Genomic DNA, 13,040 nt, shown 5'->3' on the forward strand with positions numbered 1-13,040 from the left:
CCTCCTCTGGAATAGAGTTTTTTAAAAGATTTAAAATAATTTGGTGATTACTTGTTAAGAAGAGAAAAAAACCGTGTTGTTATAGAAAACACGGTTTTCATGTAGTTTATTATGCTGTAACAATAGCTGCTCTGGTTCTGTGGTTTTCACCCGGAGCTATTTTTGTAGAGTCATGAACCATGTTAAAATCGAAATCGATAGAAGCAAATGCTTCGTCTTTTCCTAAAGCTTTCGCTTGTTCTGCAGTATAGTGTGTGATTGGCGGAACCAATTCTTCTCTATCTGCAAAAGCAAAATCCTGACCTAATAACGGATCTCCGTCAATATTGATCTGCGTTGTTAATTTTCTGTAGTTAGGAGCAGTTACAAAGAAGTGGATATGTGCCGGACGAGAACCGTGACGACCTAACCATTTCATTAAATTATCGGTACAACCATTCGGAGGACAGCTATATCCTACAGGTAAGAATGATTTGAATTGGTATCTTCCGTCTTTTCCTGTACGAATAGCTCTTCGTAAGTTAAATTCAGATTGTGTGGAATCAAAATACGAATACAATCCTTTTAAGTTACAATGCCAAACTTCTACTAAGGCACCTTCAACAGGATTTCCTTCTTCGTCAACTACAGTACCTTGCATGTACAATGTTTCATCACCTTGATTCGGTTCATTTTCTAATTCAGCATAGCTTAATGACTCCGGTGAACCGGCAACATATAACGGACCTTCGATAGTACGAGGTGTTTTTAAATGAACACCTGCTTGCTCGTCTTCCCAGTCCATTCTTACATCAATAAAGTGCTCAATTCCTAAACCTGCAAATACAAGCCCCCATTCGTTGTTTTTTCCTGTTTGAGTTAGCCAATCACACGCATGCCACATTTCTTCTGAAGTGATATTCAAATCGTCCATGGCATAAAATAAATCTCTCAACAAACGAGCTACAATTTCTTTTACACGCGGGTTACCTTCTCCATTTTTTTCCTGAGATTGAATTCTATTCAATACTTCATCGATTAACTCTCTAGTCATAATTTCTGATTTTTTAATTAATAGTAAGTTTTTATATAATAAAAGAGCGAATTATTAATTTGATAATATTCCTCAAATCTTAATATGTATTATTTATTTTTTTATACATATTTTTTAGTTATATGCAAATTTTGCATTTATTTGGAGCAAAAAATTATGTTTTTAAATAAAAAATAGGACAAATCGATTTTTTTTACACTTTAAATAAAAAAAAATAGCATTTTTTACGTTTTCAAACGTTATAGTAACCCAAAAAAGGGGACTTTTGAATAGAACTGAAAAATATAAATCAATTTGAGAAGAAGTTAAGAAACTGATTTATACAGTCTTTAAAGAAAGAAAAGATTTAAGAGTAATATATTGATAAGAAATTATTTAGCACCTATTGAAGCTCGGTATTCTTTTGGAGTCATCCCCGTTTTCTTTTTAAATAACCGAGTTAAATAACCAGGATCGTTTAGCTCAATTTTATAAGCGACATCAGATATAGATAACTCAAAATCAGCTAACATTTTTTTGATCTCATCAATGTAATATTCAATAATAATATCTTTAGGTGATTGACCGGAAACTTCTCTGCAGATCTTATTTAAATAGCCGGCAGATATATCTAAAAGTGAGGCATATTCTTCTACACCGAATTTGAATGAATTCTTCTCCCTAATTAACTGTAAGAATCTTCTGTAAAATAAAGTAAATTTATTATCTTGAATTTGTATCGATAATTTAGAAGTTGTAGGGATCCTATACAATCGTAACAATAACATTCCTACCAGATATTGCAATGCGTGTTGTTTTGCCGGTAAATCGCTATGGTATTCATAAATACACTTGTGCAAAGTATTATAAGCATCACTAATTAACTTGTCTTCAGCATCATACTTAAAAATATGTACTTCATCCATTCTGATAATTATATCAGCATCCAACTTAAGCATGTTTTCCATACTCTTATCATGCAACGAAATAACCCAACCTTTTACATCGGGATGCATTTTAAAACCATGAACAATATTTTTAGGAATGGTTAAAAAAGAAATACCTTCAATTAATTCGGAGCCATCATTAATCAAAAACTCAACAGAACCTTCTTCAATGAGAAAAATTTGAAAAAGGTTACTATGAACATGTGGCTTAATAAGCCATTCATGTCTTTTTCCTGTTGCTTCGAAAGAACCGATATGGATTGTTTCCCGAACCATGTTAATGGAATCGTCCCCATAGATACCTTTAAAAAAAAGTTTTTCTTCCGAATTCATAAAATTTCAAGTTTAAACAAAAATAAGAATAAACTATTAAAACAGCAAAAAGATAGTTTTTTGTTATAAAAACCGACTTAAATAAATCGATTTTGATTGATTTTTATATTTTTTGAATGGTTTTATGTATTTTTACATTTAAAACACTTTAAAAATGCCTTAAAATAAGTTTTAGTTGTTTTTTAAGACGTAAATGTGTGATGAAAATTCCTTTTTAAAGATTCCATATACATTTGAAGCAAAACCGATATAAAATGCTTTGACCGGATTCATTTTTCCGCTTTTATATTTTTCTGACAATAAGCTCACATAAAAACTATCAAACCACATCGGTTTAATTTTTAATAACCCGATATTTTTCTCAGAAAACATTTTTCGGATCGATGTTGCTGAAAAATGCCAAAGGTGACGAGGAACATCATAGGCTGCCCAAAATTCTTTGTAATGCTTGGCATCATACGATTTGTAATTAGGAACTGCTATCACAATAATTCCTCCCGGTTTACAAATTCGTTTCAATTGTTCTAATTGATAATCCAAATCCGGAACGTGTTCCAAAACATGCCACATAGTAATCACATCATAACTCTGATCCGGAATGAGTTTTAAATTTTCTCCAAACGGAATTCCTTTACTCTTTGCAATTGTTTTTGCTTTTTTATTCGGTTCCAAACCTAAAACATGCCATCCTTGTTTTTGAGCAGCAACTAAAAAATCTCCTGTTCCGGCACCGATGTCCAATAAAGCTCCTTTTGTTGCAAAATTCGAAATTAATTGCACTTTGCTTTGAATGGCATATTTTTTTACTCTTTGGTATATTTTTTCAAAAAATGTGCGTGAACCATCCGTATGTGAAATATAATCTTCACTTTCATAATAAGAAGGCAATTGCTCTAATGATGGAGTAGGAGTGGTTTTTAAAATTCCATACTCAACATTTTCTAACAAAGAAAAAGATTCTCCGGAAACCGAAAAATCTTTTACGTTTATGTAAATATTGTTTTCTTTGAATATCATTCTTTTATTCCTTTATGTGACTTCTCGACTTCGCTTAAAGTGACAAAATTAAATTGTAAGATTAAATGTTTCACGTGAAACAATTTTAAAAAATAGAATCAAAAGGAAAGCATAAAATATTTCTTTTGTTTCTTCTTTACTCTTTTCTCTCTAAAATTATCTTCCCATATAAATCAACAGCACTGAAATATCACTTGGTGACACACCACTAATACGTGATGCTTGTGCAATTGTTTTAGGTCTTATTTTATTTAACTTTTGTTTTGCTTCTATTGAAATAGATCTAATCTTATCAAAATCGAAATTATCAGGAATAGTTACATCTTCTAATCGATTCAATTTATCAGCATGATTTTTTTCCTTTTCAATATAACCTGAATATTTGACCTGAATTTCTGCTTGTTCTACAATTTCGTTATCTAAATGATGTTCGTTAATATATTCACTTACCTTTTCGAATTTTTTAAAATCTTCTAATTCTAATTGCGGACGCGAAAATACTTTAAACATTTTATCTGGCTGCGCCATCGGAGAAGATCCTTTTGCTTCTAAAATAGGATTAGCTTCTTCCGGTTTTACACTGGTCTCTCTAAAAAACTGAAGAAATGCTTCCGATTTAACCATTTTTTCTTCCATACGCTCCATACGTTCTTGTTTTGCTAAGCCTATGGCATATCCTTTAGGAGTTAAACGTAAATCTGCATTATCCTGGCGCAATAAGGTTCTGTATTCTGCGCGAGAGGTGAACATACGATACGGTTCTTCTGTTCCTTTAGTTATCAGGTCATCAATAAGAACACCAATATACGCTTCGTCACGTTTTAAAATTAACGGCTCTTCTTCTTTCACTTTTAATGCCGCATTAATCCCGGCCATTAAACCTTGAGAAGCTGCTTCTTCATAACCTGTGGTTCCGTTAATTTGTCCGGCGAAATATAGACCTTCGACCAATTTGGTTTCTAAAGTATGTTTTAACTGCGTAGGAGGGAAGTAGTCATACTCAATAGCATAACCCGGGCGGAAGAATTTTACATTTTCAAATCCTGCGACCGAACGCAAAGCATTGAATTGAACATCTTCCGGTAAAGAAGTAGAAAAACCATTTACATAGACTTCAACTGTATGCCATCCTTCCGGTTCTACAAAAAGTTGGTGACGATCTTTATCTGCAAAACGATTAATCTTATCTTCAATTGAAGGACAATAACGTGGTCCAATACTTTTTATTCGTCCGTTAAACATCGGACTACGATCGAACCCTTCACGCAACAAATCATGTACTTCAGGAGATGTATAGGTCATCCAACACGAACGTTGTTCTTTTAAAGGTTGTGTTTGATTAGAATAGGAGAACTTTTGAGGATTCACATCACCGGGCTGTTCAATCATTTTAGAATAATCTAAAGAACGTCCATCCACACGTGGCGGCGTTCCGGTTTTCATTCGCCCGGATTCAAAACCTAAATTCACTAGATCTTCTGTAATTCCGTAAGAAGCACTTTCTCCGGCACGGCCACCTCCGAATTGTTTTTCTCCGATATGGATCAAACCATTCAAAAAAGTCCCATTGGTCAACACAACCGTCTTTCCTTTTATTTGTAATCCTAAGCCGGTTTTCACTCCGACTAACTTTCCATTCTCGGTTAAAATACCGGAAACCATTTCCTGATAAAAATCTAAATTAGGTGTTTGCTCTAACATCAATCTCCATTCTTCAGAAAAACGCATTCTATCACTTTGGCATCTTGGGGACCACATAGCAGGGCCTTTTGAAACGTTCAACATTTTGAATTGGATTGCAGTTTTATCAGAAACAATTCCTGAATAACCACCCAACGCATCAATCTCACGAACGATTTGTCCTTTTGCGATTCCACCCATAGCAGGATTACAAGACATTTGAGCTATGTTTTGCAAATTCATAGTAACCAATAAGGTTTTACAACCCATATTGGCAGCTGCAGCTGCAGCTTCACATCCTGCGTGACCTGCACCTACAACTATAACATCATATTGATCTTGAAATAAACTCACTTTAAATATGAATTTTAATTATTTTTTTAGTTGTTCCACGTGGAACAACTAAACCTAAAATTTATTTTTCTTACTAACGTTCCACGTGGAACGTTTAGAATTTTAAAACTTCTTTTTTATTCCATAAGAAAAAAAGAATAAAGAAGCGACTTAATGTTTCACGTGGAACATTACTATTTTTTCTTCTTCTTTAGCTCTCATTAATTGCTCATCAGCTTCAGACTTATCTTTATAACCACAATAATGTAAAACACCATGAGCCATTACTCTTTTTAGCTCTTCAGAAAAGGGAACCTCGAAATCCTTGGCATTATCTTTTACACGCTCAATAGAAAGAAAAATATCACCACTAATAATATCCCCTTCTGTATAATCAAAACTAATAATATCAGTTAATGTATCGTGGTTTAAATATTGCATATTGATCTGATGCAAATACTCATCATTACAAAATATATAATTGATTTCGCCAAGAGTTTTTCCTTCAGATTCAACAACAGACTCAATCCACTCTGAATATAAATCTTCATTTTCTAAAGCAAAATCAATTTCGTAGTTAAAACTAATCATGTTGGTTAAAATAATTTTGAACCTTTTTATTATAATTCGGGTGCAAAGGTAGTGTTTGTCTGTTTAAAATTTCAATACTATTCAAATAATCTTTCACGGTGTCGGGCAAAGCTTTAGACGTGCCATTGAAAACCTCTTTATTGGTGTTAGATTTTCTCTTATTATCCTCTCCTTGTTGCTGAATAGCTTTTTCTAATTTTAATAATTCATGATTCAGATTCAACATCTTTTGTAACGTTTCATTTTTAAAACCTTTATTCAACAACTGCTTTTCAATATCTTTCATCTTATCTAATGCAGACTGACCTAACCCTGTATTCCCCTCTTTTTCTAAAGCCTGTTGCAAAGCATTACGCAATTGTTGTTGTTGTTTTAATATCTCTAAAATTTCACCGGCTTTTCCTTCGCTTGTCCCGTTGTCACCATTCTGTTGACCACTATTTCCCTGACCCCTTTCACTGCCACCTTCATTACCGCTCTCTTTACCTTTTTCACTTCCTTTCTCTTTTCCTTTACCCATTCCTTCTTCCATTTTACCACCCAACTCTTGTTGCTGTTTGATAATATCCGGAAGTTGCATACCACCGCCGGAACCTTTACCAGGTTGCGGTTTACCCTGACCCTGACCGGACATTTGCATCTGCATTTGCATCATCATATTACTTTGGATATTACTCAATAGATCAGCAAGCGTGTTAGCAGCAGTTAAAGTATATTGCTGGTGTCCTTTTCCTTTGTAAAAATTATTTTCAGATAGGGTAGAAAGGGCGTGATCTAAATTATAATGAACATTTCCTACCTCATTCAAAACAACTTCTGAGATCATAGGATTTCTTTTGGCTACAGCAAAAATACTATCATCAATGTGCTTGAACTGTATCTTTAAATTTTGCTGCTCCTTTAAAATTTTATTGAATTGTAAAGATGATGATTGTGCATGATCAGTGGTTTCTAGCAAATCCTCCTGGTTAAAAGAAAAAGCTAATAAATTATCCAAGATCTGACGTAATGCTCTTATATCTTCCTGCATCTGCATTGAATTTCCAGCATCAAGAGAATTCATCATTTGACTACTCATTTCCTTCATTTTTTGCCCTGCTGATTTCTGACTGGACTGCGCTTTTTGAGTATTCTTTTTTTGAAGTTGGTCCGACGCCTTATCCAAATCGTTATCAATATCCTTTTCTTCACTATCAGTATCAGGTATATCTAAAGGAGACTCCAATTCATTATTTTCCTTTTCTAATTGATTTAATTCTTCCTTAATTTGATCGAACTCCTGATTGATTTTATCTTGTTCTTCTTTGGTATTTTTCTCTTGATTCTCTTTTGCAAGTTCTTCTTGCTTATCTCCCAGTTGATCTAATTTTTCTGCAATTTGTTTAGCCTTTTCTTCAGCATAATATCGCTTAGTTAATTCTACTAATTGCTCTAAACTCATTTGCTGATTCTTTGCATTTTGCTTTAATTGATCTGCTTTTTTAAATAAATCTTCTTTCTGTAATTTCTCTGTTAGTTTCTCTAACTCTTCCAGAAGCTTTTCATTCTTTTCAGATTCTTTTTGAAACTCATCTAAACGCCGTTCTAATTCTTTGTTTTCGGGTGAATCTTCTTTCTTAAAATCCTTAATGTTTTCCTCTAATTTTTTTGAGAATTCTTTCATCATTTCTTCCTGTCTTTGTTGCTTAGAAATGAAGTCTTTTATTTTCTTTTGATCTGAAAAATTTAAAGATGATTTTTCCTTATTCAGACGTTCTAAATCGTTCATCTTTTCTAATTGTTTCTCTTGATCCTGTAAAGATTTTTCTAATGCATTAATATTCTCCTGTTGATTTTTTAGTAAAATATCATCTTTTTCATTGGAAGTTAACTCATAATGCTTAAAAATATTAGATTTAGCACTTTTATTACCATTAACTATATCATTATCAAATACTTCGAAATAATATTCATAAGAAATACCAGGTTCTAATTTTAAACCTGACGGAAAAGTGTAAACAAAGCGATCATATAAACCTTTTTGCAATGGGAGAATAGCTTTTCTTAGTTTTTCTTTATCATCCTTATCGTAAAAAACTACTTGTAATTTCGATAAACCATAATCATCAGAAACTTGGCCAATGATCATTTCAGAATTAACTTTTAAACTATCAGGAGCAAAATTAGCATTGATAACCGGATGCAGATCTTTTACCACATCAATAGAATACACTAATTTTTCATAAGCTTTTAACTGTGCATTAGATGTTACTATTTGGTATTCTAAAGGGTTTTTGATTACTTTGGAATACGAAAATACCTTCTCGTTTAACTGAAAAGCAAAGGTCTTACCATTATCAACAAAATCAATCTCGGTAGTAGCCTGTGCCGAAATATCCCAATTAATCTTTGTTCCTTCCGGAACAATAATATTTCCTGTTCCAGTAACTGTTTCACTTGCTCTATCAAGATAACTAGGAAAGATCAGTTTCATACTAAAATTTGAAATAGTTGGAACATCTACAACTTGTAAAACATATTGCTCAGAAACCACTTCATTGGAAATCAATTGGAATTCTACATTATGCAAAACATTATCTAAATTATATTGAAATTTACCCGGAGAAACTGTTTCCATAAAATAGTTCTCATTACCAATCCTTATCTTAACATTCTCAGGAATAACTTTCCCTTGCGCAATGACAATTAAAGTAAAATTATCGTGTTGTTGAACAACTAAATTTTTATTCAAAATATCAAAATGAAATGGAGCAGGGGAGTGTAAGCCGTTTCATAATGCACTACACGTGATAAACTATTTTCAATTACCGAAGAATTTCCGGTAATAAAAAACAGAAGCAAAACAATGATCGGTATCAGAGCGTAAGGCAAATACTTCCTGTTTTTAGAAAGATCAACAGCATTGGAAAAAGGAATAGGCTGTAAAGCATTAGCCTTTTGATCGATCGAAGCCAATAACAATTCTGATCGCTGAGCAGCATCTGAAAGTTGTAAAAAATTCAACAGTTTATCGCCTACATCAGAAAAATGATTTCCAATTATTTTTGAAGCTTCTGTGTAATCAATTCCCTTTTGTAATTTAAAGAGTTTGAAGAGCGGCAAAATAATAAACTTGACCAACAAAAAAACTTCGACAACAATAAAAAGCCAAAATAAAATAGTACGTCCAGAAGTAGAAAGCCATAAAAAATGTTCCACGAGCAACGTAAATAAAAAGTATAAAAGTCCTAAAGCCACAAAAAGTAAAGTTCCTTTTATGATCTCATTCGTATAATACTTCTTAATGAAAGCCTCTAATTTACTGTAAATGATTGATTTTGTTTCCAAGGTTCTTTTGCATTTGCATTTAACCAATAAAAGTACAATTTATTTTTACATAGGGCAATAGCTAAAATTTATAGAGAAACTAATCATAAGAGCCTAAATTTTAACTGTGTATCGTATCTTTGCAGCGAAATTGAATCAAAAAAAGAATCAAATACTAAACTATGTCAAAACCAGTTAGAGTTCGTTTTGCTCCAAGTCCTACAGGTCCTTTACATATCGGAGGAGTTCGCACAGCTTTATTTAATTATTTATTTGCCAAAAAAATGGCGGAACTTTTTATTTAAGAATTGAAGATACTGATCAAACTCGATTTGTTCCGGGTGCTGAAGCTTATATTTTTGAAGCATTGGAATGGCTAGGAATTGCTCCTGATGAAACCGTTGGAAAAAATGAAAAATTCGGTCCGTACAGACAAAGTGAACGCAAGGCCATGTATAAAGAATATGCAGAACAATTAATTACAAATGGTTGGGCATATTATGCTTTTGATTCTGCTGAAAAATTAGATGAATTAAGAAAGCAAGCAGAAGCTGAAGGTAAAACATTTATCTATAATCATACCGTCAGAGAACAATTAGATAACTCATTAGCATTATCTCATGAAAAAGTTTCAGAGCGTATTACTAATGGTGATGCTTTTGTAGTCCGTTTCAAAACGCCGACCAATGAAGTTTTAGAATTGAATGACATCATTCGTGGAACGGTTAAGTTTGATACCAATTTATTAGATGATAAAGTATTGTACAAAAGTGATGGTATGCCAACCTATCATTTAGCTAATATCGTTGACGACCATTTAATGGAAACCTCTCATGTAATTCGTGGAGAAGAATGGTTGCCAAGCTTACCGTTACACTATTTATTATACAAAGCTTTTGGTTGGGAAGCACCTGAATTTGCACATTTACCATTGATACTAAAACCAGTCGGAAACGGAAAATTATCTAAACGTGATGGTGATAAAATGGGATTCCCTGTATTTCCTTTAGAATGGAAAACAGAGGAATCTACATCAATGGGGTATCGTGAACAAGGCTATTTTCCGGAAGCTGTAGTCAACTTCTTAGCACTATTAGGTTGGAACGACGGAACGGAGAAAGAATTGTTTAGTTTAGACGAATTGATTGCTTCTTTTGATTTAGCCAGAGTAAATAAATCGGGTGCAAAATTTGATCCGGAAAAAAATAAATGGTTCAACCATCAATACCTGATCAAAAAAACTGATGAAGAATTGGCTGTCCTTTTTGCTCCGATTGTTAAAGAAAAAGGAATTGCGACAACTTTAGAGTATTTAACTAAAGTGATTGCTCAAGTAAAAGACAGGGCTAATTTTATTACGGATCTTTGGGATTTATCGGATTATTTCTTTGTAGCTCCAACATCATATGATGAAAAAGTAACAAAAAAATGGAATGAAGCAACAAAGGAATTACTAAAACAAGTAATTGAACAATTAGCTTCTTATTCAGATTTTACATCTCAAACTATTGAAAACAGTTTGAAAGAATGGATGACAACAAATGAAATAGGGATGGGAAAAGTAATGCAACCGCTTCGTTTAAGTCTCGTAGGCGAGTTAAAAGGTCCCCATTTGTTTGATATCATTGAAATGCTTGGTAAAGAAGAGACCATCAAACGTATTGAAAAAACAATTGCTACAGTATAAAAAAAGAAACCCCTCAACAATGTTGAGGGTTTCTTTTATAAATAAAAAGTAATCATTCCACTTATTAATCCGATATTTCCTTTAAATTTTTTATTACCATTTAAAAGGACTAATTCATCCTTTTTATTTAAGTTATTCATGATGTTATTTAAACCATACTGATAACTAAAATGTAAACGAACTCTTTTCAATCCGGCTGTAACACCTGCATACAGATTTCCGTTTATTTTTGTAATATCCACTATATCGTTAGCTGTCAATAACGGACTGTCTTTCAAAAATTTATATTCATCTTTCCCATCGATCTTTAATTTACTGTTAACTTGTAAAACCGGACCAATTTCTAGTGTTAAATGGTTTTCAACAACCATATAACTAGCTACTAAATATATCTGAACAGCACTTAATTTAAAATTAATATCTTCATTTGTAACGGATTGTAAAGAAAAATTACTATCCGTAAAATGCATACCAAAAACTGCCTGCCAGTTGTTATAGTAATTTCCTCTAAGTGATAAACCGGCAATCCAACCTGCTTGCGGGCTAGCATTAAATTGATTTGAAAATAAACTTAGCTGAGTAATACCTCCTGATATTCCGATTCTATTATTATCACGATATCCATATTGTGCTATAGAACTGATGGAAATTAAAACGGTTAATAGAACAATTATTTTCTTCATATAAATTAGGGTTTTGTGTCAAAATTAGGGTTTAATATTAAATACTGTAACTTTTTTTCTAAAAAAGCGTATAATAACCGTAACCAATTAAAAATTAAAATATGTACATTGTTCTCGGAGTAATCGTTATTTTTATTATTTCCTTATTTTTTACCGTTAAACAACAAACTTCTGTAATTATAGAACGTTTCGGGAAGTTTAATAGTATACGTAATTCTGGTTTACAGTTAAAAATTCCTATAATTGACAGAGTAGCCGGAAGAGTTAACTTAAGAATTCAACAGTTAGACGTTATTATTGAAACTAAAACTAAAGACAACGTATTCGTAAAACTTAAAGTTTCCGTTCAGTTTAAAGTATTGCAAGACAAAGTATACGAAGCGTTTTATAAATTAGAATATCCTCACGATCAGATTACATCCTATGTTTTTGACGTAGTTCGTGCTGAAGTTCCGAAACTAAAATTAGACGATGTTTTCGAAAGAAAAGATGATATTGCAATTGCTGTAAAAAGAGAATTAAACGAAGCCATGTCAACTTATGGGTATGACATTATCAATACTTTAATTACTGATATTGATCCGGATATTCAGGTTAAAAATGCAATGAACCGTATTAATGCCGCTGATCGTGAAAAAACTGCTGCTGAATATGAAGCGGAAGCATCACGTATCAGAATTGTAGCCAAAGCTAAAGCAGAAGCGGAAAGTAAAAGATTACAAGGTCAGGGTATTGCAGATCAACGTAGAGAAATTGCACGTGGTTTAGTAGAATCAGTAGATGTGTTGAATAAAGTAGGCATCAATTCTCAGGAAGCATCTGCATTAATTGTGGTAACGCAACATTATGATACTTTACAATCAATCGGTAGTGATACAAATAGTAACCTGATCCTGTTACCTAATTCTCCACAAGCGGGAAGTGACATGTTAAACAATATGGTAGCTAGTTTCACAGCAAGTAATCAAGTTGGCGAAGCCATGAAAAAAGCAGCTAAAAAGAAAAGCTCAGAAGATGACCAAGAAGCTTAATTATATACTGAAATAAAAAAATTCTGTTTAACTAACAAAAAACCATCAGTTGAAACTGATGGTTTTTTTGTTTATAATAAAAATATATATTAATTGATATAAATTATAGTTTTCATCTATATAATTTCTTTTACAAAACTAAAATTAAAAATTAAGCCTTTAAATCAACTTACTTTAGTTCTACTATAAAATCATATTACTCTTTTTTTAAAATGTCTTAAATTTAAAATATAAAAGTCGTTTTTAAAAGATATAAATTATAAAAAAATATTTTTAAATAGTTTTTATTTATTATTAGATAAAGTAATTAAAAAAGATAATATAATAATTTTTAATAATAATTAAAAGCCCGAACTATCAAAAATAAAAAACCTTCAAGTTTATTCTTGAAGGTTTAAAATATTGTATGTGATTTCTCCT

9 protein-coding genes and 1 pseudogene are annotated in these 13,040 nt (G+C 32.2%); 2 read left to right on the plus strand and 8 right to left on the minus strand.

All coding sequences use genetic code 11. The features are described 5' to 3' along the window. Positions 1-109: 109 nt before the first annotated feature. From DI487_RS06995 to DI487_RS16600, 7 genes are all read right to left on the minus strand, one after another. Positions 110-1,033: a dioxygenase family protein gene (locus DI487_RS06995; RefSeq protein WP_109569000.1), complete on the minus strand. Its 924-nt coding sequence runs from the start codon at positions 1,031-1,033 to the stop codon at positions 110-112. Positions 1,034-1,404: 371 nt separating this feature from the next. Then, positions 1,405-2,292 carry an AraC family transcriptional regulator gene (locus DI487_RS07000; RefSeq protein ID WP_109569001.1) on the minus strand — a complete coding sequence of 296 codons (888 nt, stop codon included), beginning with the start codon at positions 2,290-2,292 and terminating at the stop codon, positions 1,405-1,407. A 171-nt stretch (positions 2,293-2,463) separates the two neighbouring features. Then, entirely contained in the window at positions 2,464-3,309 is an 846-nt protein-coding gene (locus DI487_RS07005; RefSeq protein ID WP_109569002.1) for a class I SAM-dependent methyltransferase, read from the minus strand. Positions 3,310-3,465: 156 nt separating this feature from the next. Next, positions 3,466-5,343 carry a tRNA uridine-5-carboxymethylaminomethyl(34) synthesis enzyme MnmG gene (mnmG, locus tag DI487_RS07010; protein ID WP_109569003.1) on the minus strand — a complete coding sequence of 626 codons (1,878 nt, stop codon included), beginning with the start codon at positions 5,341-5,343 and terminating at the stop codon, positions 3,466-3,468. A 150-nt stretch (positions 5,344-5,493) separates the two neighbouring features. Continuing rightward, positions 5,494-5,913 (minus strand): rRNA maturation RNase YbeY, encoded by a 420-nt coding sequence (ybeY, locus tag DI487_RS07015; RefSeq protein WP_109569004.1) that lies wholly within the window; start codon positions 5,911-5,913, stop codon positions 5,494-5,496. Then, positions 5,906-8,644 carry a hypothetical protein gene (locus DI487_RS07020; RefSeq protein ID WP_317046280.1) on the minus strand — a complete coding sequence of 913 codons (2,739 nt, stop codon included), beginning with the start codon at positions 8,642-8,644 and terminating at the stop codon, positions 5,906-5,908. Before DI487_RS07020 ends, ybeY begins: the two co-directional genes overlap by 8 nt. Continuing rightward, a complete protein-coding gene (locus tag DI487_RS16600; RefSeq protein WP_317046281.1) occupies positions 8,641-9,240 on the minus strand; it encodes a hypothetical protein in 600 nt (199 codons plus the stop codon). Before DI487_RS16600 ends, DI487_RS07020 begins: the two co-directional genes overlap by 4 nt. 161 nt (positions 9,241-9,401) lie before the next feature. Between DI487_RS16600 and gltX the strand changes: the two are divergent. Beyond that, positions 9,402-10,906 (plus strand): annotated as a pseudogene (gene gltX / locus DI487_RS07025) (glutamate--tRNA ligase). Between the two features lie 35 nt (positions 10,907-10,941). Here gltX and DI487_RS07030 read toward each other — a convergent pair. Further along, on the minus strand, positions 10,942-11,589 hold the full coding sequence (locus DI487_RS07030; RefSeq protein WP_109569005.1) for a hypothetical protein: 648 nt from the start codon (positions 11,587-11,589) through the stop codon (positions 10,942-10,944). Between the two features lie 101 nt (positions 11,590-11,690). Here DI487_RS07030 and DI487_RS07035 point away from each other — a divergent pair, with 101 nt between their 5' ends. Beyond that, a complete protein-coding gene (locus tag DI487_RS07035) occupies positions 11,691-12,620 on the plus strand; it encodes an SPFH domain-containing protein (RefSeq protein WP_109569006.1) in 930 nt (309 codons plus the stop codon). Positions 12,621-13,040: the final 420 nt, after the last annotated feature.

The organism is Flavobacterium sediminis (assembly GCF_003148385.1).
In the GTDB taxonomy this organism is placed as follows: domain Bacteria; phylum Bacteroidota; class Bacteroidia; order Flavobacteriales; family Flavobacteriaceae; genus Flavobacterium; species Flavobacterium sediminis.

Coding starts and splice junctions, on each gene's coding strand:
- DI487_RS06995 (WP_109569000.1), bottom strand. CDS start 1,033: ATGACTAGAGAGTTAATCGATGAAGTATTGAATAGAATTCAATCTCAG.
- DI487_RS07000 (WP_109569001.1), bottom strand. CDS start 2,292: ATGAATTCGGAAGAAAAACTTTTTTTTAAAGGTATCTATGGGGACGAT.
- DI487_RS07005 (WP_109569002.1), bottom strand. CDS start 3,309: ATGATATTCAAAGAAAACAATATTTACATAAACGTAAAAGATTTTTCG.
- ybeY (WP_109569004.1), bottom strand. CDS start 5,913: ATGATTAGTTTTAACTACGAAATTGATTTTGCTTTAGAAAATGAAGAT.
- DI487_RS07030 (WP_109569005.1), bottom strand. CDS start 11,589: ATGAAGAAAATAATTGTTCTATTAACCGTTTTAATTTCCATCAGTTCT.
- DI487_RS07035 (WP_109569006.1), top strand. CDS start 11,691: ATGTACATTGTTCTCGGAGTAATCGTTATTTTTATTATTTCCTTATTT.